The following is a 23,261-nucleotide window of genomic DNA, read 5'->3' as shown; positions in this document are numbered from 1 at the left end:
AAGTCACCCCGCCATGAAACTCTTCTTCCGCTTCCTGTTCGACCTGCGCACGCTCAGCGTGCTGGGTCTGATCGCGCTGGCCACCTTCCTCTTCCTGGGCGCGGACATGCTGCGCCTCGGGCTGATCTGGGCGTTGCTGGCCCTGCTGGCGGTGCTGCTGGGCTATGGCCTGTGGTGGGCGCTGCAGAAGGCCCGCGCCGTGCGCGCGGCGCGCCGTCTGGAGCAGGGGCTGGACGCCGAGGCCGAGGCCGCCGCCAAGGCGGCCGGCGAGCGCGACAAGGCCTCGCTGCAGGCCCTGCGCGGGCGCATGGATGCCGCCGTGAAGACCATCAAGACCAGCAAGCTCGGCCAGAGCGTGGGCAAGGCGGCGCTGTACGAACTGCCCTGGTACATGATCATCGGCAACCCCGCGGCCGGAAAGAGCACGGCGGTGCTGAAGAGTGGCCTGAACTTCCCCTTCGCCGACCAGGCCGGCAGCGCAGTGCAGGGCATCGGCGGCACGCGCAACTGCGACTGGTTCTTCACCAGCGAGGGCATCCTGCTCGACACCGCCGGCCGCTACTCGGTGCACGAGGAAGACCGCAGCGAGTGGCTGGGCTTCCTGCGCCTGCTCAAGCGCGCACGGCCGCTGGCCCCCATCAACGGCATCCTGATCGCCGTCTCGGTGGCCGAACTTTCGGGCAGCACGCCCGACGCCGCCATCCAGCTCGCCAAGAGCCTGCGCCAGCGCGTGCAGGAGCTGACCGAATCGCTTGAGGTGTTCGCCCCGGTATACCTGGTGTTCACCAAGGTGGATCTGGTGGCCGGTTTCGTCGAGTTCTTCGCCGACCGCGACGCCGCCGAGCGCGACAAGATCTGGGGCGCCACCCTGCCCTACAAGGCCGAGAGCGGCGAGGACGCGGTTGGGCACTTCGAGCGCCACTTCGATGAGCTGCAGGAAGGCCTGCGCGAACTCACGCTGGCGCGCATGAGCCTGCAGCGCGGCCAAGCCCTGCCCACGGGCGTGCTGAGCTTCCCGCTCGAATTCGCGGCGCTGAAGCCCGCGCTGCGCAGCTTCGTGGCTACCTTGTTCGAGGACAACCCCTTCCAGTTCAAGCCGGTGTTCCGCGGCTTCTACTTCACCAGCTCGGTGCAGGAAGGCAGCGCGCAATCGCCCGCCAGCGCCGAGGTGGCCAAGGCCTTCGGCCTGCAGGCGCGCGGCACGCAGGGCAGCGCGGTGGTGCTGTCCGAAGCCGGCTACTTCCTGCGCGAGCTCTTCAGCAAGGTGGTGTTTGCGGACCGCAACCTGGTGCGCCAATACGCCAGCCGCGGCAAGCTGCGCCTGCGCACCGCCGCCTTTGCGGCCGGCGTGGCGGCGCTGGCGTTGCTGCTGGGGATGTGGGCCTGGTCCGCCCTGGGCAACCGCCAGCTGCTGGATGGCGTGGAGGCCGATCTGCGCAAAGTCGTGGCCCTGCAGGCCGAGCGCGTGGACCTGGGCGCCCGCCTGGAAGCGCTGGAGGTGCTGCAGCAGCGCATCGAGGAGCTGGAGCGCCTGCGCGACGACCGCCCGCTCGGCCTGGGCTTCGGCCTCTACCAGGGCGAGGCCATCGAACGCAAGCTGCGCGCCGAGTACTTCGCCGGCATCCGCCAGCTGATGCTGCAGCCGGTGGCGCAGGCGGTGGAGGGCTACCTCACCGAGGTCAACCAGCAGGCCGCTGACCTGAGCCCGCTGACGCGCACGCCCGACTCCGGCGTGGCCGCGAGTGAATCCGCGCCCGGTGCGCCGAGCCGCTACACCGATGCCTCGCCCACGCACGCGGGCGAGGCCTACAACGCCCTCAAGACCTACCTGATGCTGGCCGAGCGCAGCCGCATGGAACCGGCCCACCTGACCGATCAGATCACCCGCTTCTGGCGCGGCTGGCTGGACGAGAACCGCGGCAGCCTGCCGCGCGACCAGCTGGTGCGCAGCGCCGAGCGCCTGCTCGCCTTCAGCCTGGCCCATCTGCAGGACCCGGCCTTCCCGGTGCTGGACACCAACCTCGCCCTGGTGGACCAGACGCGCGAAAACCTGCGCAAGGTGATGCGCGGCATGCCGGCGCGCGACCGCGTCTACGCCGAGATCAAGGCCCGCGCCGCCACCCGCTTTGCGCCGATGACGGTGGCGCGCATCCTCACCGAAGCCGGCCGCCCCACCGAGGCCGGCAGCCTGCCCTCGGTGGTCGGCAGCTACGCCATCCCGGGCAGCTTCACGCGCCAGGCCTGGGAAGAGTATGTGCAGCCCGCCATCAAGCAGGCCGCCACCACCGAGCTGCAGCGCGTCGACTGGGTGCTCAACGTCGCCGCCAAGGACGACCTCTCGCTCGAGGGCAGCCCCGAGCAGATCCGCGCCGCGCTCACCGAGCTCTACAAGACCGAGTACGTCAAGGAGTGGCAACGCTTCGTGCAGGGCGTCACGGTGGCCGAGTTCCAGGACTTCGGCGACGCCGTCAAGCACCTGAACCGCCTGGGCGACGCCAGCGACTCGCCGCTCAAGCTGGTGCTCGAAGCCCTGCTGGACCAGACCAGCTGGGACAACCCCAGCATCCTGAACGACCGGCTCAAGCGCACCCAGGGCGGCGTGATCGCCTGGTTCAAGCAGTCGGTGCTGCGCATGGCGCCCTCGCGCGTCGAGGTGGACGTCAACATCAGCGGCGGCAACAAGGAAGTGCCGATGGGCCCGATCGGCCGCGAGTTCGCCGCCCTGCCGCGCCTGATGCTGGCCAAGGACAGCGGCCCGCCGCTGGTGAAGGGCTACTTCGCCGCGCTGGGCAAGCTGCGCAGCCGCTTCAACACCATCGCCAACGAAGGCAACCCCGGCCCCGGCGCGCGCAGCCTGATGAGCGGCACGCTCGAAGCCGGCAACTCCGAGCTCGCCGAGGCGCTGCGCTTCGTGGACGAGCAGATGATGCTGGGCCTGAGCCCCAGCCAGCGCAGCACCCTGCGCCCGCTGCTGGTGCGCCCGCTGATGCAGGCCTACGCCGTTTCCGTGCCGGCTGCCGAGACCGAGCTGAACCGCCGCTGGGAGGCCGAGGTCTACGGCCCCTTCCAGCGCACCCTGGCCGGCAAATATCCGTTCGACACCGCCTCGCGCGTCGAGGCCGGCAGTGCCGAGATCGCCAAGCTCTTCGGCCCCGAGGGCGCAATCGCCAAATTCGGCAACGACACCCTGGGAACCATGGTGGTGCGGCGCGGCGACAGCATCGAGGCGCGCACCTGGGCCGACATCGGCCTGCGCCTGCGCCCGGCCTTCCTTGAAGGCTACGGCCGCTGGATCGCGCCGCTGGACGGCGCCGCCGCCGCGCCCGCGGCCAGCACGGCGCCGGCCGCCGCCAGCGCGCAGTACGCCTTCCAGGTGCAGCCCCAAGGCGCGCCGGGCCTGCTGGAGTACACGCTCAGCATCGACGGCCAGCAGCTGCGCTACCGCAACGGCGCGGCGCAGTGGACCGACTTCGTCTGGCCCAACCCCGCCGGCCAGCCCGGCGTGCGCCTGTCCGGCATCACGGTGGATGGCCGCACGGTCGAGTTCATCAATGTGGTGGGCGCCTACGGCCTGGACCGCATGTTCAGCCTGGCCAAGACGCGCCGCCTGCCCGGCGACATCAACGAAATGAGCTGGAGCCAGGGCGAGCACAGCGTCAGCATCCAGCTGCGCATCGTGCGCGCGCCCGGCGCCGCCGCCCAGGCCACCCAGACCGCCAGCGCCGGCAGCGGGCTCAAGGGCCTGAAGCTGCCGCCCCTGGTAGTGGGCGTGGACAGTGCGACGGGCAGTGCCGCCACCGCCACGGCTGCCGCCGCCACCGCCACTGGAGCCAAGCTGTGAGCGCGGTACTGAACGAGGCCAGCGCGCCCCTGCTCTTCTTCGGCAAGCTGCCCAGCCGCGGCGACTTCGTGCGCAGCGCCCAGCAGCCCGCCCTGGTGCAGAGCTTCGACCGCTGGCTCAGCGGTGCGCTCGAACTGCTGGTGCCGAACGCGCACTGGAAGGGCCTGTACGACGGCGCCGCGCCCCTGCACTTCGCCGTACTCGGGCCGCAGCAGCGCCAGGTTGTGGCCGGGCACATCCGGCCCTCGCAAGATGGCTCGGGCCGGCGCTTCCCCTTTCTGGTGGCCAGCAGCTTCGAGGCCGAGGCGCCCGGCCACTTCATCGGCCGCGCGCCGCTGGCGCTGAACCGGCTGTGGAGCCAGGCCGAGCAGCTGGCGCGGCGCGCCCAAGGCGCGGTGGACGCCACCACCCTGCTGGGCGAGGCGGCACAGCAGCGCGTGGACCTGAACCTGCAGCCCAGCGCCTACGACGCCGCCCTGACCGACTTCCTCGACCTGCAGACCATCGGCAGCGCGCAGGCCCTGCTGGCGCGCGCCCACCCGGAGGTGGACCTGGCGCGCGTGGTGCTGGGCCTGGGCCTGCTGCTGCAGCCCGTGCCGGCCAGCGGCAGTGCCCGGCTGGAACGCGGCCTGCGCCTGCCCCTGCCCGCCGACCCGCTCTACGCCCCCTTCATGGCCAGCTGGTGGCTGGACCTGGTGTCCGGCTTCCTGCGCCGCGCCAATTTCGAACTGCTGCTGCTCTGGCCGCAGGACAGCGCCCCCTGGCTGGCACTCGGCTTTGCCGGCGGCAGCGCCACGGCGCTGGCCGCGCATCTGGGCCAGGTGCCGGAGCCCGACAGCGGCCCCTTCGTGGACCTGCTCGACCCCGACTGGGCCGATGCCCTGGCCGAGCAGGACTACGCCGTGCGCAAGCTCGCCAGCTACCTGCAGCAGCAGGGCCTGTCGCTGCGCCAGGCCACCCAGACCTTCCGCGAGGCCTTCCTCGGTGAGTGACGCCATGACACATTCCCTTCGCCTGCTGAGCGCCGCCCTGCTGCTGAGTGCAACGCCCGCCTTCGCCCAAACCCCTGCACCCGCCCCGGCCCAGAAGCCCGTGATCGTCAGCGGCGTGGTGCCCGACGAAGCCAGCCGCGCCGCCATCCTGGCCCGCGCCCGCGAGCTCTACGGCCCCGACCGCGTGGTCGACCAGCTCGGCGTGGGCAAGCTGGCTGCCCCGCCGAACTGGACGCAGCAGGTCGTCAAGCTGATGCAGCCCGAGCTCAAGCAGGTCAGTCAGGGCGAGCTCAAGGTGCGCGGCTCGGTGGTGGAGCTGAACGGCCAGGTGGGCAGCCAGGCCCTGGTGGCCAGCATCCCCGCCAGCCTGCAGGGCCAACTGGCCAACCCGAGCTACCAGCTGCGCGCCGGCCTGCGCGTGGACAGCCCCGGCCAGGCCCAGCTGGACGCCGCGCTGGCCAACCGCATCGTCGAGTTCGAACCCGCCCGCGACCAGCTCACCGCCGCCGGCACCCAGGTGCTGGACCAGCTGCTGCCCCTGCTCAAGCAGTTCGACGGCCGCCGCTTCGAGGTGGTGGGCCACACCGACAGCGACGGCGCGCGCGAGGCCAATATGGCGCTCTCCAAAGCCCGCGCCGAGGCCGTCAAGCGCTACCTGGTGGAGCGCGGCATCCCGGCGGCCAGCATCGTCACCGACGGCGCGGGGCCGGACCGGCCGGTGGCGGACAACGGCAGTGCGGCGGGGAAGGCGCGGAACCGGCGGATTGAGTTCCGGGTGCTGGCCTGAGGCCCGGGGCAGGCTGAAGCTTCAGCTGTCCGGCGGCCCCCGGGGGTCGGCCGGGCACTCGCTACATTCGCGCTCCATGAGTGCAGAAGAACAGCAACGCAGCCAGGCCTTCATCGCGCGCTGGCACGGAGTGCAAGCCTCGGAACTCGCCACCTCGCAGAGCTTCGTCATCGAGCTGTGCGAGCTGCTGGGCGTGCCCCGCCCGCACCCCACGCCCGAACAGGACTACCAGTTCGAGCGCCCCATCAGCTTCCAGCATGGCGATGGCAGCAGCAGCCCCGGCCGGATCGACTGCTACCGCCGTGGCGCCTTCATCTGGGAAAGCAAGAAGCTCAAGCTCGATGCGCAAACCCGCGCCGCGCAGCACTCCGGCGGCCCCAGCAGCCAGCGCTTTGACGAAGCCCTGCTGCGCGCCCGCGCCCAGGCCGAGGCCTATGCCCGCGCCCTGCCCGCCAGCGAAGGCCGGCCGCCCTTCCTGGTGGTGGTGGATGTCGGCCATGTGATCGAGCTCTACGCCGAGTTCAGCCGCAGCGGCGCCACCTACACGCCCTACCCCGACCCGCGCAGCCACCGCATCCGCCTGGCCGATCTGGCCCGCCCCGAGCTGCGCGAGCGCCTGCGCCAGCTCTGGCTGGACCCGCTGGCGCTCGACCCCGCGCGGGTCAGCGGCCGCGTCACCCGTGCGGTGGCGGCCGAACTGGCCGAGCTGGCCCGCTCGCTGGAAGCCGACGGCCACCCCGCGCAAACCGTGGCCGCCTTCCTGACCCGCTGCCTGTTCAGCCTGTTTGCGGAGGACGTGGGCCTGCTGCCGCCCGGGCCCGATGGGCGTGGCTCCTTCGAGCAACTGCTGCGCCAGCACCGCGACAAGCCCGACACCCTGGCCCGCATGCTCACCGTGTTCTGGGACGGCTGCGACAAAGGCGGCTTCAACGCCGCCATCGCCGCCGACGTGCTGCGCTTCAACGGCAAGCTCTTCAAGGGCGCCGCCGGCAGCGGCTATGCGCTGCCACTCCAACCCGCCCAGGTGGACGGCCTGCTGCGCGCCGCGCGTGCCGATTGGCGCCATGTCGAGCCCGCCATCTTCGGCACCCTACTGGAACGCGCGCTCGACCCCAACGAGCGCCACGCCCTGGGCGCCCACTACACCCCGCGTGCCTACGTGGAACGGCTGGTGCTGCCCACCGTGGTGGAGCCGCTGCGCGACGACTTCGCCAACGCCCGCGCCGCCGCCCTGCTGCTGGTCAAGGAAGCCGAGGCCCTCAGCGCCCCCAAGGACGCCCGCAAACGCGAAGCCAAGCTGCAGGAAGCGCGCGACGAGCTGCACCGCTTCCACCACCAGCTCTGCACCACCCGCGTGCTGGACCCCGCCTGCGGCAGCGGCAACTTTCTCTACATCACCCTGGAACACCTGAAGCGCCTGGAAGGCGAGGTGCTGGACCTGCTGGCCCAGCTGGGCGAAACGCAGGACAAGCTGGTGCTCGAAGGCGAGACCGTGACCCTGCAGCAGCTGCTGGGCATCGAACTCAACCCCCGCGCCGCCGCCTTGGCCGAGCTGGTGCTGTGGATTGGCTGGCTGCAATGGCAGCTGCGCACCCGCGGCCCCAGCAGCGTGGCCGAACCCGTGGTGCACGACTACGGCAACATCGAATGCCGCGACGCCGTGCTGGCCTACGACGGCATGGAGCCCGCGCAGGACGCCGAGGGCAAGCCGCTGCTGCGTTGGGATGGCAAGACGACGAAGACCCACCCAGTGACGGGCGAGGCCGTGCCGGACGAGAGCGCGCAGATCCAGGTCTGGCGCTACCTGAACCCGCGCCCGGCGGCCTGGCCGCAGGCGGACTTCATCGTTGGGAATCCGCCGTTTATTGGCACCAAACGGATGCGGTCGCTCCTCGGCGACGGCTACGTTGACGCCTTGCGAGCCTCCTGGCCGCACGTCAGCGATTCGTCGGACTTCGTCATGTACTGGTGGGATCACGCAGCCGAGTTGACTCGCCATGGGCGCGTCAAGCGGTTCGGTTTGATCACCACGAACAGCATTCGCCAAGCTTTCAATCGCCAGGTGCTGAGCCGGCACCTGCAAGCGAAGCCCGAGCTTTCTATTTGCTTCGCCGTACCAGATCACCCCTGGGTCGACAGCGCCAACGGGGCAGCTGTTCGCATTTCGATGACAGCCGGATCGGCAGGAGTTGGCCTGGGCACTCTGAGCCAAGTCGAGTCCGAGTCAGACGGAACGGACGGAGAAGTAACAGTTGCGCTCAGCCAGCGCAGCGGAACCATAGGCCCCGACTTGAGAGTGGGCGCAGCGGTAGCCACCGCAACCGCATTGAGGGCCAATGCCGGCCTTTCCGGCATGGGAGTTGCACTTCACGGCAGCGGCTTCATTATTGAACCCAGCCAAGCTGCGGCGTTGCGTGTGGCAGGCGCTTCAGTCATTGCGCCTTATCTCGGTGGCAGAGACTTGCTGCAAAGACCGCGTGAGCGCTACCTGATCGATTTCTCTGGCCTCACCGAGGCAGAAGCCCGCGCCACCAATCCAGCGGCCTATCAACGTGTGATGGATTATGTGAAGCCAGAGCGCGACCACAACAGCCGGCGCACCATTCGCGAGCTGTGGTGGCGCTTCGGCTGGGAGCGCCCCTTGGTTCGCAAGGCCATCAAGCCACTCAGCCGGTATGTCGGAACCACAGAGACTGCGAAGCACCGAGCATTTCAGTTCATTGATGCCAACGTACTTTCTGACCACATGGTGGTCTGCATCGCCAGTTCTGATGCGACTCATCTGGGAGTGCTGTCCAGCCAGATCCACATTGACTGGGCACTCGCAGCAGGTGGGACGCTTGAGGACCGACCGCGCTACAACAAGTCCGTTTGCTTCGAGCGGTTCCCATTCCCCTCCGACGACACCGGCCTCACCCCCGAACTGACCGAGCGCATCCGCCACCTGGCCGAACAGCTCGACGCCCACCGCAAGGCCCGTCAGGCCGCGCACGAGGCCGTGACACTCACGGGGCTCTACAACGTGCTGGACAAGCTGCGCCGCGGCGAGGCGCTGAGCGCCAAAGACAAGCTGCTGCATGAGCAGGGCCTGGTGGGCGTGCTGCTGAGCCTGCACGAAGAGCTGGATGCCGCCGTGCTGGCCGCCTACGGCTGGAGCGACCTGGGCCCCGTGCCCTGGCGCGACGAGGAAGCGCGCCGCGGCTGGACCGAGACCCTGCTGCAGCGCCTGGTGGAGCTGAACGCCCGCCGCGCGGTCGAAGAAGCCCAAGGCCTGGTGCGCTGGCTGCGCCCCGAGTTCCAGGACCCGGCGCGCCGCCAGGCCACACTGCCTGCGGTGGAAGCTCCTGCCGCCGCGCCAGCCGAAGCCGAGGCCGCCGAAGCGGAAGAAGCCACGCAGGCTGCAGCGCCTGCGGCAGCAGCCAGCGCCACGGCCCGCCAGCCCTGGCCCGAGGGCCTGCCGGCCCAGATGCGCGCGGTGGCCGAACTGCTGGGCACCCGGCCCGGCGCCACCGCCTGGACCGAAGCCCTGCTGGGCGAACGCTTCAGCGGCCGCGGCCCCTGGAAAAAGCGCCTGCCGCAGATCCTCGACACCCTGGAGGCCCTGGGGCGGGCGCGGCGGGTGGAGGGTGGGTGGCAGGGCTGCTGATCGTCTTGGTCTTGGGTCTCGAACGCTTGGTGAAGACCACTGCGCGGTCGTTCGAACAGCAGCGTCAACCCAAACGACGCTGCCACCTGCCCACAGCCGCCAAACCAGCCACCAGCACCAAGGCCAAGCTGCCCGGCACCGGCAGCGCCGCCCCCTGCCACTGCACCTGCGCCGCCAGGCTACCGCCCTGCCAGTAGCCCAGCCCGAGGTTGGGATCTGCGGCCCCCGAACTCAAAGACAGCCCCAGCGCACCCGGCCCCAGCGCCTCGAAGTGCAACCAGCCCAGCGCCTCGCTGGCCTGGCCCTGGTTGGGCAGGCCAGGAAAGCGCGAGGCGCCGATGCGCTGCTCGCCCAACCAGGGGCTGTCGTCCTGCCAGCCGGCCGCCGGCTCGAAGCCAACGAAGCGCAGGCCGCTGCTCTGCAGGCTCAAGCCGAAGAACAGCAGCTCCTCATCGGCCGCACGGCCCGCAAAGGGTTCGTCCAGCCAGAGCTGCAGGCTGAAGGCCTGGCCGGCGGGCAGGGTCTCGGGGCCTTGCAGGCGCAGGGTCTGGGCGCTGGCGGCCTGCACGAGCGCCAGCAAGAGAGTGAACAGGAGCTGTTTCATGGGCGAGTCTGCTGGGTGAAGAGTTCGTACCAGGCGCGGTAGTCGGCCTGGGTGATGCAGGCGTCGCCGTCGAAGTCGGCGAGCGGCTGGTAGCGCGGCTGGCCGGCACAGCTGCCCAGGGCAGCGCGCTGGGCTTCGCGGTCGGTGGCGTCGATGCGGGCGTCGCCGTTGAGGTCGCCGCGGCGCAGCACGCGCAGGGGCAGGAAGGCGGCGGCGGGGGTGTAGGCGTCGTTCAGAAAGAGACCGATGAAGTACTCGCCCTCGCCCAGGCCACTCAAGGCCTGGCTGCCGGCGGGCGCGGCCACGTAGTTCCACTTCAATGAACCCTGCACGCCGGGAGTCTGGCCCTTGCGGTAGACGCCCAGCCAATGCGTGCTGCCGGCGGGCAGATCGCGCCACTGCAGCTGCACGCTGTCGCCCACGCGCGTGAGCGCCGTGGAGGCGCTGAACTGCACCGGCGCGGGGCCGTTGGCCGGCGCAGGCCAGGGCGAGGGTTCGGCCTGGGCCAGGCCGCTGAGCACGGGGTCGCTGGCGTCCAGGCCAGCGCCTTCCAAGTGGCCGCTGAGGCGCCGCCACCAGCGCGCGTCGCCCTCCAGGCGCAGGCCCAGGTCGTACCAGCCCTGGCTGGCGAGCAGGCTGCGCGCCAGCAGGCGCTGTTGGCCGGGGGCGAGCTCGATCGTCTGTACGCTGCGGTCGCCATACGCCAGGTCGCGCAGCTGCAGGCGCTGGGGGCTGCCGCCGGCGTTGCGCAGCAGCAGCTGCACGCCTTGCGCCTGCGGCTGCTCGATGAGGCTTGCCTCCACGCGCGGCGTGCCGGCGCCCAGGCGGCCCCAGAACTCGCGCGCAAAGCCGTTCGGGCCCTGCACAGCCAGGTGGTACTCGCCACCGGTCCAGTTCCAGACTTCCTGGGCGATGCGCTGCCCGGGGGCGACGCTGTAGTGCCAGGGGCCGTCGCCACGCAGGCCGCTGTAGACGATGAAGGCGGCGGCGGCCGTGCCGCTGTTGACGAAGTCGAGCGCGAACTGCTTCGCGTCGGCCTGGATGGCGCCCTCCACCGCCACGCGATAGGGCAAGGGGCAGGCCGGGCGCGGGCGGGCCGCGCGTTCCTGGCTGGGCAGGGTCTGGATGGTGGGCGGCAGCGCATCGGCCGTGCCCCAGCCCCTGAAGTAGACGGCGCTGCGCGGCAGCTGCGGCGGCCACTGCGCATCAGGCTGGCTCAGGTTCAGGGTGCTGGTCAGGTCGCCACACACCGCGCGGCGCCAGGGGCTGATGTGCGGGCATTGCACGGCCGCGCGCGGCAGGCCCAGGCCCTGGGTCAACCATTCTTCGAGCAGGCGGATCTGCGAGCTGTGGTCGAACAGCTGCGAGTTGACGCGCCCGCCCTTGCTCCAGGGCGAGAGCACCAGGGCGGGCACGCGTGGGCCCAGGCCGATGGGCTCGCGGCCCTGGTAGAGCTCGCCGGTGTTCGGGTAGCTGCTGCGGCCTTGATTGGCATCGCGCGGCGCCATGGGCGGCGGGCGGTGGTCGAAGAAGCCGTCGTTCTCGTCGTAGCTGAGCACGAGCACGGTGCGGGCCCAGGTGTCGGGGTGGTCGGCCAGGGCGGCCAGCAGGCGGGCGGTGAAGTGCTCGCCGGCATTCGGCGTTTCGGCCGGGTGCTCGCAGTACTCGGTGGGGGCGCAGATCCAGCTGACCGCAGGCAGGCGGCCGGCGCGCAGGTCGGCCGTGAAGTCGTCGATCAGCCACTGCCCGCTGGTACCGCGTGCATTGGCCGCCGTGGAGCCCGGCGCCAGCGCGCGGCCCTTGCGGTAGTAGGGCGAGTCGGGTGTCAGGCGGCGGCCCTGCTCGTCCACGCGAAAGCGCTGGAAGTACTGCAGGTAGTTGTCGCCGTAGTTGTCCCACTCCTGGTAGACCTTCCAGCTCACGCCCAGGGCTTCGAGCTGCTCGGCATAGCTGGCCCAGGCGATGCCCTGCGCGGCCGGGTTGTCGTTGGCGATGTCGCCGTTGTAGGTGCCGTTGTTGACGTTGTAGAGCCGGCTGTCCGAGATGCCCGTCAGCACGCCGCCGGCATGGCCGCTCAGCGCGTAGAAGCGGTTCGGATCGGTGGGGCCGAAGACCGAGCAGTGGTAGGCGTCGCACACCGTGAAGGCATCGGCCAGGGCGTAATAGAAAGGCAGGTCCTGGCGGTCGAAGAAGCCCATGCAGCGCGGGCTCTTGTTGGGCACCCAGGCGGCCCAGTCCTTCCATGTCGCCTCGCTGCCCTTCCAGCTGTGGTTCAGGCCGATGCGCAGCGCATTGGTGCCGCGCACGTCGAAGTGGTAGGGCAGCACCTCGGCTGCACCATGGGGTTGGTGCCACACCGGCTTGGCCGAGGGCAGGCGGATGGCGCGCGGGTCGTTGAAGCCACGCACGCCGGCCAGGGTGCCAAAGTAGTGGTCGAAGCTGCGGTTCTCCTGCATCAGGAAGACGATGTGGCCGATGTCGGCCAGCGTGCCGCTGCGGCGCGCGGCCGGCACGGCCAGGGCGCGCTGCAGGGTCTGCGCCAGCGCGCTGCTGCCAAGGGCGGCGCCGGCGGCCAGAAAGCGGCGGCGCGAATGCGGTGAATTCATGGGCGTGCGCGGCCGCCGCGAGCGGCCTGGGGGTGAAAGGCGCGCGCAGTGTTGAAAGCCGGTGTGACGGTCGCGTGAAGCGCGGCAAGGCTGTGCCGCATTCGGCCGCCGCGCCGCAGGAAGCGGCACAGGGCGAGCGCGCGCGATTGCCGTTAAGGTGCGCCCCCATGCAAGCCCTGCCCACCCTGAACACCCTGCTGGCCCGGCTGGACCCTGCGGCCGTGCGCGCCGAACGCCAGCTGGCGCTGGTGCAGCTGATCGCCTGGCTGCGCCCGGGCCGCCACGAGGGCGCCGAGATGGCCGTGCTGCGCCTGCAGCAGCTGCTGCAGCGCCTGGACGACGAACCCGCACTGCGCGAGTGCGTGCAGGCCCTGCTGGCGCTGCTGTGGAGCGAATCCGACGGCGGCAGCCTGCTGGCCGAATACGGGCTGGCGCGCCGCCTCTCGCTGCTGCGCGAGCTGCGCCGCCGCGCCGCGCTGCGCTGGCTGCCCGGCACGCCCGACACCGACCAGCTCGGCGCCCTGTTCGAGCTGGCCTTCCGCCCCGCCGATGCCGCCTGGCTGGCCGCATTGGACAAACCGCTGCAGGCCCGCCTGGCCGAGCTGCTGGCCTTCCCCGCCCGCGCCCAGGCGCTCGATGCCCTGGCCCTGCTGGCCAACGAGGCCGCCGCCGAGGGCCAGGACGCCGAATTGCGCGGCCGCATGGACCCAGCCCTGCGCCAGGCGCAGCCCTTTCGCCAGCTGCCGCTGACGGTGGCCCAGCTGGCCCAGGCGCTGGAGCATGGCGCCGAGGCCGAGGCCCTGCAGCACGCCGCCTACCTGCGCGCCCTGCTGGATGCCTGCCGGCGCGCCGCCGCCAGCGTGCTCAGCCACCTGGAAAGCCATGGCGTGTCGATCGACCTCGTCTTCACGCTGGACCAGCTGGACGGCCGGCTGGAGCGCCTGGAGGCCCTGCTGAATCTGGCCCTGGGGGGCCCCGCCCTGCCCCTGCTGCTGCGCCTGATCGAGCTCGGTGGCGCGCAGCGCGGCATTCGCCCGCTGCTGGGCCAGCACTTCCAGCTGCTGGCGCGCCAGATTGCCGAGCGCAGCGCCGAGACCGGCGAGCACTACATCACCCGCAGCCGCAGCGAGTACTTCGACATGCTGCGCCGCGCCGCCGGCGGTGGCCTGGTGATTGCCGGCACCACGGTGCTGAAGTTCGCCCTGGCCGCGCTGGCGCTCAGCCCCTTCTGGGGCGGCTTCGCGGCCGGGCTGAATTACGCGGTCAGCTTCGTGCTGGTGATGCTGCTGCACTGGACGGTGGCGACCAAGCAGCCCGCCATGACGGCCCCGGCCCTGGCCGACAGCCTGACCGCGCTGCGCGGCCTGCGCGACGAGGCCGCGGTGACCCAGGCGGTGGAGGGCTTCGTGGACCGCGTGGCGGCGCTGATCCGCTCGCAGGTGGCCGGCATCGTCGGCAATGTGGCGGTGTGCGGCCCGCTGGTGCTCTTGCTGCAGCTGCTGCTGCAGGGCCTGGGCCAGGCGCCGGTGATCGACGCCGCCAAGGCCCGCTACGTGCTGGACAGCCTGAGCCTGCTCGGCCCCAGCCTGCTGTTTGCCGCCTTCACCGGCGTGCTGCTGTTCGGCAGCTCGCTGATCGCCGGCTGGGCCGAGAACGCCTTCGTGCTGCACCGGCTGGACAGCGCGCTGCGCTGGAACCCGCGTCTGCAGGCCCTGCTGGGGCCGGAACGCGCGCAGCGCTGGGCGCGCTGGTGGCGCGCCAATGTCTCGGGCCTGGCCGCCAACATCTCGCTGGGCTTTCTGCTCGGTCTGGTGCCGGTGGTACTCGGCTTTTTCGGCCTGGGGCTGGACGTGCGCCATGTGACGCTCTCCACCGGCCAGCTGGCGGCGGCGCTGGGCACGCTGGGGAGTGGGCTGCTGCGCGAGCCGGCCTTCTGGTCCTGCGTGGTCACGGTGGCCGGCATCGGCGCGCTGAATGTGGGCGTGAGCTTCTGGCTGGCCTTCCGCGTGGCGCTGCGCTCGCGCGGCATCCGCCTGCATGAGCGCCGGCGCATCGCCCAGGCCTTGCGCGCCCGCCTGCGCAGTGCGCCGCTGAGCTTCGTGCTGCCGCCGCCGGCGCAGGCACCCAGCACCGGTGACCGATGACAAGGTCCTGATCGAATGGGCCGGAACAGCGCTGTTGCACGAATGCGGCCGCGCAGGCCAGCCCTGAGAATGCCGCAAGCCCCGAGCCAGCCCATCTTGCGGAGAACGACGCGTTGAGCCCATCCGCCAAGGCCCCACCGCCGTCGGCCTGTACCTGGCGGGCGTGCAGTTCCTGTTTGCGCTCGGCTGGGTCGTCTACGTGATCTATCTGCCGGCGCTGGCCGAGCAGGCCGGGCTGCCCAGGTCGGCCGTGCCCTGGTTGCTGCTGATGGATCAGCTGATCTTCGTGGTCTGCGATCTGGCGGTGGGCGTCTGGTCGGACCGCGCGGCGGGCGTGCTGGGGCGTATCGGCGGGTGGGTCGTCGGCGTCACCCTGCTGTCGACCGTCGCCTTCCTGCTGCTGCCCTGGGTGGCGCCTCGAGCACCAGCGGGCCTGTTCGTGGCGACCACCGCGCTCTGGGCGGCCAGCAGCGCGGCGTTGCGGGCGCCGCCTTTGACCTTGCTGGGCCGTTATGTCGCCAAGCCCGCCGTCCCCTGGCTGATGAGCCTGGTGTTGCTGGGCACGGGGGTCGCCTCCGCCATCGGCCCCTACCTGGGCTTGACGCTGAAGGGCATTGACCCGCGTCTGCCGTTCGCTCTGGCCGGCTTGTCCTTGGCCGCCATCACGGCCGGCATGGTGTGGGCCGAGCGCACGCTGGCCCAGCAGCGGACCGCTGTAGGGGCGCCGGCGTTGCAGACCGTGGCGCCGCCACCGGCTCTGCTCGCCGAAGGCGGTGGCGTGGCGCCGTTCCCGGGCTTCCTGCTGGCAGCCCTGCTGGCGGGGGCCGCCGCCCAGGTGCACACCAACCTGGTGGCCGCGCCGCTTTACCTGCGCCATGCGCCGGCAACGATGCTGCCGTCCCTGTTGCCGGTGTTCTGGGTCGGCTTCAATCTGGCGCTGATGCCGGCGAGCCTGGCCGTCAGGCGTTTCAGGGCCCTGCCGGTGATGGCCGGCAGCCTGCTGGTGGCCGCCGCGTGCAGCGCGGGCGCCTGGACCGCCACCTCGCTGGAGGCGCTGTGGCCCATCCAAGGCCTGGCCGGCGCGGCCTGGGGCGTGGGCCTGATGAGCGCTTTTTCGGCCGCCGTCTTCTTCGGTCAAGTAGGCCGCGAAGGCTTCACGGGAGGCGCCCTCAACGCCGCCCTGGCAGCGGCGGCGCTTTCGCGCATCGCCGTGGTCAGCTTCGTCGCACCGGCGCCGGTGGTGGCTGCGCAATGGGGCTGGGCCCCGGCCCTGCTGTTCGCCCTGGGTGCGGCGCTGTTGTGTGCCCTCTGGCCGCGCAGCCGCAGCGTTTGATCCATTCACGAAGCCTGAGGTGCTCAGAGCCAGGTCCATGCCGGCCGGTTGGGGGCGGGCAATTGCATGAGCCGGCAGTCTCGATTCGGCCAGGAGCCGAACTCGATGACTGACCGCTACAGCAAGGGCCGATGCGCATACCGCACCGCTCTGCTCTCGTGATCTTCAATGGCCAAAATGGCCATCCATCTTGGGAGACCCCATGCGCGTCACCGCCACAGAAGCCAAGAACCGCTTTGGCAGCCTCTGCGCCCAGGCCAAGCGCGAACCCGTGTTCGTGGAAAAGGCCGGCCAACTCGACACCGTGATCCTCTCGGCCGAGCATTACCAGGCCCTGAAGGCCAACCACGACAGGGCGAGCCGGGCCGCGCGCAAGAAGGCGTTCGAAGCTGAGTACGGTGATTGGATCGCCGCCCAGAACGCCCGTTTCGAGGCGCACGGCATTCCCGGCGCCGACCTGCGCCCGTGGTGAGCGGCCGATGGCCCAGTACGACGTCTTCCCCAAACCCAGCGGCAGCGCGGCCGAAGGCATTCCCTACGTGGTGGTGGTCCAGAGCGATCTGCTGGATGCCTTGGCCACGCGGCTGACCATGCCGCTGGCCGTGCTCGATGTCGTGACCAAGGTGCCGACCGCTCTTTGTCCGGTCATCAGGGTGAAAGGCCAGCGGCTGCACGCGCTGGTGCACTACGGCGCACCTTTGCCCGCGAAGGCCTTGCGGCGTCCGGTGGAAAACGTGGCTTCGCAGGCCAGCGCACTGGTCGCGGCCTTGGACGCGGTGTTGTCGGGAATCTAGTTCGTGCCGATACGGAAGGCCGCTGGGCGGCACCGAGACCGGTACGGCTCTATCTCCAACGGGTCGATCGCTGACACCCACGAATGACCGCTGATTGGCAACTCACTCCGCGACCATGCCGCGGAAGGTCTGCTCAGGTTTGACGGCCCGCGATCAAGACGCAGACAGCGCTCAGCCTGCCCGGTCGGTCAAGATGCTCAAGTCTCTGTTGTCCACCGCAAGCGCCTGATCAGGCGCGGCGGCGGAACCAGTCGGCCGCCTGGCCGCGCGATTGCACGCCGAGCTTTTCCAGAATGTTGGCGACGTGGCGCTTGACGGTGAAGGGGCTGAGCTCGAACACCCGGGCGATGACCTTGTTGCTCTCGCCCGCGGCCAGGCGCTCCAGGATCTCCAGCTCGCGCGCCGTCAGGCCAGCGGCCGCAATGTCCGCCGCCGGCGCCGGCTTCAGCGGGCTGGGCAGTTCGGCCAGGGGCAACGCTCCCAGGCCGGCGCAGCGGCGCAGCTGGGCCTGCAAGTCGGCCGGCAGCAGATCGCCCCAGGCCTGCTCGGCCACGCGGCGCAGCGCGCTGCGGGCCAGCAGCGCGCCCCCGGGCCCACCCTGGCGGGCAACGCGCGCGGGCAGCGGCAGCAGGGCCTCGGCGGCCTCGGCACGCCGGCCCAGGGCCAGCAGGGCCTCGGCCAAGCGAAGCCGCGCTTCCACCGCCAGGCCCATGATGTCGATGGACTCCTCCTGCTCCAGCAGGGCCTGCCAGGCCGGCACCTCGGCGGCGCGCTGGCCCATCACGCAGGCTTCCAGCGCCGGCACGGCGCGGCCCAGCAGGGGTTCGTAGCCCAAGGCGGCGCGCACCCGGTCCAGCTGCTCGCGGCAGGCCTGCCATTCGTCCAGGCGGCCGAAGGCCACGGCCACGCGGCCCCACAGGAAGAGCGCGGTCCAGCGCGTGTTCAGGCCGCCGGAGCGCGGCAGATCGGTGACGCGCTGGCGCACCTCTTCGAGCGCCTCGTCGCCGCGGCCCTGGGCGGTGCGCAGCAGTGCGGTCAGGGCTTTCAGCGGCACGCGCACGGTCACCGGTTCGCCGGCCCAGTGGGCGTCGGCGCGGGCACGCGCCAACGCGGCTTCGGCCTCATCCAGCTGGCCGGCCCAGAGCAGCAGCCAGCCCTGCTGCACCACGGCAATGCCGCGCAGCGGCGTGGGCGCGTCGGCCGCTATGCGCAGCAGGCCCTCGGCATAGCGCTGCAGCGCGCCGTTGGCATGGCCCAGCCCAGGCTGGCCCGGCAGGCCCACAAAGCGCGGCACCGGCAGCACCTGATACCAGACTTCGTGCGCGTCGGTCTGCTCCAGCAGATCGACCATGCGGTGCAGCAGCGGGCCTACCTCGCCCAGGCGGCCGGTCTGCAGCGCGAACCAGGCCTGGCTGAACAGGAACACCACGCGGGCATTGAGCGGCAGCGCGGCCTCGTCAAAACCCTGCAGATGCCGCTCGGGCGGCTCCAAGCGGTCCAGCGAGAGAGTGGCGATGACCTGATAGACCCGTGCCACCGCCTGGCGCAGCGGGTCGCCCGCGGCGGCGGCTTCGGCCTGCTGCATCGCCGTCAGCATGGCGGGCCAGTCCCAGCGGTTCCAGGCGGCCAGGCCCTGCATGCGCAGCCAGTCCGGGCAGCGCTGCTGGAAGTCGGGCGGGAACAGCCCCAGCAGCCGGTCCACCAGCGCGCCGGCGCCCAGCGTGAGCAGGCGGTGGCCATGCGCCAGCAGCAGCTCGGCCGCGCCATCCAGCTCGCCTGCCCGCACCAGCAGGGGCACGCTGCGTGCCGGGTCGGGCTCATGGGCGGCGGCGGTTTTCAAGAGGCCGGGCAGCTCCTCGGGGTGCTCGCGCTCCAGGCGGTGCAACAGGGCGGCGCGGAAGAGGTCGTGCAGGCGCAAGGTCAGCGGGGCGCTGAGCCCGTCGTCCTCACCGTCGATGGCGGTGGCGAACAGGCCAAGGCGCTCGATCTCCTCCAGCAGCTCGGCCGCGCGCGGCTCGCCACTGAGCGCGGCGCAGCGCTTCGGGTCCAGCTCGCTCAGCACCGAACAGCGCAGCAGGAAACGGCGCAGGTGCTCGGGCAGGCGGTCCAGCACCTCGGCGGCCAAGTAGTCGAACACATGGCGGTTGATGGGCGGCAGGCGCTGCGTGCCGGGTGCCACGTCCTGCCAGGCGTTCAGCGCCAGGCGCAAGCCCACCGGCCAGCCCTGGGTGCGCTCCCACAAGGCCTCGGCGCGTTCCTCGGGCAGGCCGAGCAGGCGCACCAGGGCCAGCACCTCGCTGCGGCCGAAGGCCAGGTCGAGCTGGCGGAACTCGGCCAGCTCGCCCAGGGCGCGCAGGCGCGGCAGGGCCAGCGGGGGCTCGGTGCGGGTGCCCACGGCCAGGGTCCAGCGCGTGGGCAGGCGCTCCACCATCAGCTTCAGGAACTCCAGCGCCTCGGGGTCGCTGACGCGGTGCAGGTCGTCCAGCACGATCACGCCATGCGGCACTTCGCAGGCATCGAGCGCATTCACCAGCTCGCTCACCACCGCCGCGCGCCGGCCCGGCTGGGTGGCGGTGGTGGCCAGGGCCTCGGGCGCGGTGCGCCAGGGCGGGTCATAGGGTTCCAGCGCGGCCACCAGGGCTTCGAGCAGGCGCTGCAGGTCGTCGCCCTCTTCCAGCGCCACCCAGGCATGGGCCACGCCGTCGGGCAATTCGCCCAGCTGATGCGCCAGCACCGAGGTCTTGCCATAGCCGGCCGGCGCCGTCACCAGCACCAGGCGCTGGCGCAGCAAGGCCTGGCCCAGGCGCTCCTCGATCCGCGCCCGCGCCAGAAAGCCGCTGCTGCGCGGCTTGGGCGCCTGGATCTTGGTGATCGCGATCTCGGCAGGGACGGTGGCCAGGCTCATGGTGGCCGGCATTCTGTAACGAGCTTGGGCCTCACCCCAAAGGCACATCCAGCAAGGGGTCAGGCAGCCCGACCAGGCTTGCGGGGTGGCCGGCAAATTCCTCCATCCACTCCGCACCCACCCGGGCGTTGAAGGCCTGGGCGGCCGGGCCGTAGGTCGGGTCATCGGCCAGGGCGGCGAGGCGGGCTGCGGCAAACAGCAGGGCCTCGCCGCGAGCCGCCACGTCACCGCTGAAGAGCCCGGTCACCAGGGCCAGGGTGGCGTCAAACACCGGGGCGCCGCCGGCCAGGGTGTCCGGGGCCAGGCCCACATTGCGCAGCACCGTCCGCGCCATATCGGCAGCGGAGGCCGTGGCAAACAGTTCCTGCACCGCCAGGCGGGCCAGCGCCGGCATGCCGCTTTGGGCCGCGTAGTCGGTGCACAAGGCCCACAACTCGCTGTTCAGGCCCGCCGCGCCCAGCACGGTCTGGCCGAGCTGCACGATCGTGAGCTCGGTGGCGCTGGGAATGGCCTTGAAGCGCGCCCCGCCGGCGAACTCAAACACCTCGATGGCGCTGGCGTTGATCTCGCCATCGCGGCCCTGCACCTGGTCCACCAGCTTGTGCGCGCCGGTGGACGGCTCGAAGCTGATGCGGTAGTCGCCCCGCGCACCTTGCAGCACGATCTTCTCGTTCGCCGCCGCCGTGCCTTGCACGGTGCGCAGCGGGTTGTCGTCGTTCTGCACGGTCACACTGGCGCTGGCCTGGGTGGCGCTCAGCACCGCGCCTTCGGCCTGGGTCAGGCTGAAGCTCAGGGTTTCGTTCGGCTCCACCGTGGTGTCACCCTGCACCTGCACGGTCACGGTCTTACTGGCCTCCCAGGGCTCGAAGCTCAGGCTGCCGCTGCGGGCCTGGCCTTGCATCAGGTCGTTGGCGTCGGCGCTGCCGCCCAGGCTCCACTGCACCGTGGCCGCCTGGTCCAGATGGCTGAAGCTCTCGCCGGTGCGGGTGACGGTGAAGCTCACGGCCTTGGGGCCGCTGTGGCCTTCGATGATGCTGACGACCGGGGCGCTGACGCTCACGGTCGGGGCCGGCTCGTCGGTGCGGATGATGGATTCGGCCGCGCCCTGCGTGGCCGAAACACTGACGCCCTGGCCGTTGAGCAGCACCACCTTGAAGGTTTCGTCGGCTTCGCGCAGGGTGTCCTGGGCCACTTCGATGAAGAACACCGATTGCGCGCTGCCGGCAGGCAGGTTGAGCTTGAAGCTCGGGAAGGCGCCGCCCTTGAAGTCCTGGGCATTGGCCGGGTAGGTGCCCGCGCCCTGCACTTGCACGTCCACCGTGGCGGCTTGCGTCAGGTCGCCAATGCGGGTGACGACGAACTGGAAGCCGGTGGCGATGCCCGGTGCCGAGCCTTCGGTCAGCGCGGCATTGCTGGCGCGGATGCTGACCTCGTTGGGGATGTCGTCATTCACCAAGCGCACGGTGGCGCTGGCGCCGCTGGCGGCGGGCTTGACGCGGTCGCCTTCGGTCACGACCAGGATCAGGTTCTCGTCGGCCTCAAACAGCGTGTCGCCCAGGGTGATCACTTCCACCGTGGTGGTGGCCGAGCCGGCGGCGAAGCTGGCGGTGCCGCTGGGCAGGGTGCCGCCGAAGTCGGCGCCATTGACATCGCCGCTGATGCGCCAGGGCATGCTGGCGCTGTCGGCCACATCGCCGCTGCGGGTCAGGGTGAAGCGGTGCAGCACGCTGCCGCTGTTGCCTTCGTTCACGCTGGCCGGGGTGGTGGCGCGCACGGTGACTTCGCCCTTGGGGTCGTCGTCCTGCACGGTGACGCTGGCCTGCGCCGGCGTGCCCAGGCCGGAACCCAGGCCTTGCACGTCGAGCAGGGTGATGGTCAGGGTTTCGTCGCCCTCGATGCGGGCGTCGCCCTTGACGAACAGGCGCAGGGTTTGCTGGGTTTGGCCGGCGGCGAAGCTGAGTTGCCCGTTGTTGGGCGTGCTGGTGCCCAGGTCTTCTGCGTTGACGTTGCCGCCGCGCTCCCACACCAGCGTGGCCGCCGCGCTGCTGTCGCCGGTGCGGGTGATTACGAAGTCGACCGCCTTCTCGGCGCCAGAAACGCCCTCCACTATCTGGGCCTGCGGGGCCGAGACCGTGAAGCGGTTGTTGAAGTCATCGTTGACGAGGGTGCCCACACCCCGCGTGTTGCCGGCCACGCCGAAGCTCAGCGGCGTGATGTCCACGAAGAAGGTTTCGTTGGCCTCGATGGCGGTGTCGCCGGCGATCTGGAAGCTGATCTGGGTGCTGCTCTGGCCGGGCAGGAAGGTGACGCTGCCACCTGCCGCCGGGTTGCCGCCCGCGAAATCGCCGGCATGGGTGCTGCTGTGAACGAAGGTCCACAGCACCTCGCTGGCCTTGCCCAGGTTGCCGCTGCGGGTGAGGGTGAAGTTCAGGGTCTTGCTGCCGCTGTCGCCCTCGGTGTCGCGGGCGTCGCTGATGATGCTGATCACCGGCGGGGTGTCGTCGTCGGTGAGGGTGTAGCTGGCGCTGGAGGTAGTGCCCAGGATGGCGCCGTTGCCGGTGCGCGCGCCCAGAGCGACGGTGAAGACTTCGTCGGCCTCCGCCGCTTCGTCGTTGCTGGCCTGGAAGTTGATGGTCTTGCTGGTTTCACCGGCGGCAAAACTTACCACGCCACTGGGCAAGGTGCCACCGAAGTCGGCGGCGTCCACGCTGCCGCTCACCGCCCAGGCGACAGTGGTGGCCACCGAGACGTTGCCCGCGCGGGTAACGGTGAAGCTGTAGCTGCCGATGGACTCGCTGACGGCACCGCCGCCGGCGATGTCGTGGGTGATGGGCGGATAGGCCTCGGGGGGCAGGCTGGGGCCTGAGGTCCCTCCAATTCCATAAACCCCTTTTACGCCATCGCCGCCATATATCCACTGCAGCGCCCAAAGATCGTATGGACTGAACACACTGTGTGAGCCGCAATGGTTGTACGACATCAGTGTGTTGTGCGAATTATTTTCCGGCCCACTCAGCGTATATGGTCCGTCGTGAGGGTGATCCAAGCCAAGAGCATGTCCGAGCTCGTGCAAAATGACCTCATAACCAAAATTACCCGGACTCAATTCATTCAGATCTTCATATCGGTTGTCAATGACAATATCGTAGGTAGTGCCACCATCATATTCACAGAAGCCGGCCCAGCCGTACGTGTAGCCCATGCCAAAAGTAATTGAACTGCCGGCTCCAGCCGTTCCCCACGGAACAAATTGAACTCCAGTAACCGAGGAGATGTAGTCTAGTGCCGTCCAAACATTCGCAACTTGCGCTGCATTCAACACTTTTAGGCTTGAGGCCTCCGTCGTCGATGGGATCACATCGAATCGAACCCTAACCAAATTATTTGAAGCCTCATAGATTCCTGTCTGGACCCCCAAGATGCAGTCAACTTTAATCAAGCCCGAAAAGATCACAGTTCCTCCACTTTTCTAAATCAATATCTCAACCAAGCCCATTGCCCGCAAGGGCTATTTCCGGGTCCATTTGATCGCCAAGCACGACGCGACAACGACAACAAGCATGTGACCGGCAGAAGCACAGCAGTCCGGCCAACGGCGGAATTGTTCCT

General features: G+C 70.3%; 12 protein-coding genes. 8 read left to right on the top strand and 4 right to left on the bottom strand.

Annotated elements, in window-relative coordinates:
- Nucleotides 1-13 precede the first annotated feature (13 nt).
- From tssM to ACE3QP_RS00595, 4 genes are all read left to right on the top strand, one after another.
- Nucleotides 14-3,841 (top strand): type VI secretion system membrane subunit TssM, encoded by a 3,828-nt coding sequence (gene tssM / locus ACE3QP_RS00610; RefSeq protein WP_374432726.1) that lies wholly within the window; start codon nucleotides 14-16, stop codon nucleotides 3,839-3,841.
- Nucleotides 3,838-4,833 (top strand): type VI secretion system-associated protein TagF, encoded by a 996-nt coding sequence (gene tagF, locus ACE3QP_RS00605; RefSeq protein ID WP_374432725.1) that lies wholly within the window; start codon nucleotides 3,838-3,840, stop codon nucleotides 4,831-4,833. The genes tssM and tagF overlap by 4 nt, the downstream gene beginning before the upstream one ends.
- Nucleotides 4,834-4,837: 4 nt before the next feature.
- On the top strand, nucleotides 4,838-5,620 hold the full coding sequence (locus ACE3QP_RS00600; protein WP_374432724.1) for an OmpA family protein: 783 nt from the start codon (nucleotides 4,838-4,840) through the stop codon (nucleotides 5,618-5,620).
- A 76-nt stretch (nucleotides 5,621-5,696) separates the two neighbouring features.
- A complete protein-coding gene (locus ACE3QP_RS00595; protein WP_374432723.1) occupies nucleotides 5,697-9,266 on the top strand; it encodes a class I SAM-dependent DNA methyltransferase in 3,570 nt (1,189 codons plus the stop codon).
- A 64-nt stretch (nucleotides 9,267-9,330) separates the two neighbouring features.
- Here the strand turns inward: ACE3QP_RS00595 and ACE3QP_RS00590 are convergent, their stop codons facing one another.
- A complete protein-coding gene (locus tag ACE3QP_RS00590; protein WP_374432722.1) occupies nucleotides 9,331-9,870 on the bottom strand; it encodes a hypothetical protein in 540 nt (179 codons plus the stop codon).
- Nucleotides 9,867-12,476 (bottom strand): phosphocholine-specific phospholipase C, encoded by a 2,610-nt coding sequence (locus ACE3QP_RS00585; RefSeq protein WP_374432721.1) that lies wholly within the window; start codon nucleotides 12,474-12,476, stop codon nucleotides 9,867-9,869. Before ACE3QP_RS00585 ends, ACE3QP_RS00590 begins: the two co-directional genes overlap by 4 nt.
- 167 nt (nucleotides 12,477-12,643) lie before the next feature.
- Here ACE3QP_RS00585 and ACE3QP_RS00580 point away from each other — a divergent pair, with 167 nt between their 5' ends.
- The 4 genes from ACE3QP_RS00580 (at nucleotide 12,644) to ACE3QP_RS00565 (ending at nucleotide 16,747) form a co-directional block, all read left to right on the top strand.
- Nucleotides 12,644-14,620, top strand: coding sequence for a recombinase (locus ACE3QP_RS00580; protein WP_374432720.1), 1,977 nt, complete (start codon nucleotides 12,644-12,646; stop codon nucleotides 14,618-14,620).
- Nucleotides 14,621-14,783: 163 nt separating this feature from the next.
- On the top strand, nucleotides 14,784-15,953 hold the full coding sequence (locus ACE3QP_RS00575; protein ID WP_374432719.1) for an MFS transporter: 1,170 nt from the start codon (nucleotides 14,784-14,786) through the stop codon (nucleotides 15,951-15,953).
- 202 nt (nucleotides 15,954-16,155) lie between these two features.
- Nucleotides 16,156-16,425, top strand: coding sequence for a type II toxin-antitoxin system Phd/YefM family antitoxin (locus ACE3QP_RS00570; RefSeq protein WP_374432718.1), 270 nt, complete (start codon nucleotides 16,156-16,158; stop codon nucleotides 16,423-16,425).
- Nucleotides 16,426-16,432: 7 nt separating this feature from the next.
- Nucleotides 16,433-16,747 carry a CcdB family protein gene (locus ACE3QP_RS00565; protein ID WP_374432717.1) on the top strand — a complete coding sequence of 105 codons (315 nt, stop codon included), beginning with the start codon at nucleotides 16,433-16,435 and terminating at the stop codon, nucleotides 16,745-16,747.
- Nucleotides 16,748-16,976: 229 nt separating this feature from the next.
- On the opposite strand, the gene ACE3QP_RS00560 is transcribed toward ACE3QP_RS00565, so the two are convergent.
- Together ACE3QP_RS00560 and ACE3QP_RS00555 are read right to left on the bottom strand one after the other, a co-directional pair.
- Nucleotides 16,977-19,652, bottom strand: a complete 2,676-nt coding sequence (locus ACE3QP_RS00560; protein ID WP_374432715.1) for a LuxR C-terminal-related transcriptional regulator — start codon at nucleotides 19,650-19,652, stop codon at nucleotides 16,977-16,979.
- Nucleotides 19,653-19,683: 31 nt separating this feature from the next.
- Complete coding sequence (locus ACE3QP_RS00555) at nucleotides 19,684-22,854, bottom strand: Calx-beta domain-containing protein (protein ID WP_374432714.1); 3,171 nt, start codon at nucleotides 22,852-22,854, stop codon at nucleotides 19,684-19,686.
- Between the last annotated feature and the right edge of the window lie 407 nt (nucleotides 22,855-23,261).

Origin of the sequence: Inhella sp. (assembly GCF_041912635.1) — a bacterium.
In the GTDB taxonomy this organism is placed as follows: Bacteria; Pseudomonadota; Gammaproteobacteria; order Burkholderiales; family Burkholderiaceae_C; genus Inhella.
Note: the sequence above shows the minus strand (reverse complement) of the source record. Positions and strands in the feature narration are given on the sequence as shown.

Excerpts from the sequence above, each read along its gene's own strand:
- ACE3QP_RS00580 (WP_374432720.1), top strand. The coding sequence starts at position 12,644 with ATGCAAGCCCTGCCCACCCTGAACACCCTGCTGGCCCGGCTGGACCCT.
- ACE3QP_RS00595 (WP_374432723.1), top strand. The coding sequence starts at position 5,697 with ATGAGTGCAGAAGAACAGCAACGCAGCCAGGCCTTCATCGCGCGCTGG.
- ACE3QP_RS00560 (WP_374432715.1), bottom strand. The coding sequence starts at position 19,652 with ATGAGCCTGGCCACCGTCCCTGCCGAGATCGCGATCACCAAGATCCAG.
- ACE3QP_RS00590 (WP_374432722.1), bottom strand. The coding sequence starts at position 9,870 with ATGAAACAGCTCCTGTTCACTCTCTTGCTGGCGCTCGTGCAGGCCGCC.
- ACE3QP_RS00585 (WP_374432721.1), bottom strand. The coding sequence starts at position 12,476 with ATGAATTCACCGCATTCGCGCCGCCGCTTTCTGGCCGCCGGCGCCGCC.
- tssM (WP_374432726.1), top strand. The coding sequence starts at position 14 with ATGAAACTCTTCTTCCGCTTCCTGTTCGACCTGCGCACGCTCAGCGTG.
- ACE3QP_RS00555 (WP_374432714.1), bottom strand. The coding sequence starts at position 22,854 with ATGGGCTACACGTACGGCTGGGCCGGCTTCTGTGAATATGATGGTGGC.
- ACE3QP_RS00570 (WP_374432718.1), top strand. The coding sequence starts at position 16,156 with ATGCGCGTCACCGCCACAGAAGCCAAGAACCGCTTTGGCAGCCTCTGC.
- ACE3QP_RS00600 (WP_374432724.1), top strand. The coding sequence starts at position 4,838 with ATGACACATTCCCTTCGCCTGCTGAGCGCCGCCCTGCTGCTGAGTGCA.
- ACE3QP_RS00565 (WP_374432717.1), top strand. The coding sequence starts at position 16,433 with ATGGCCCAGTACGACGTCTTCCCCAAACCCAGCGGCAGCGCGGCCGAA.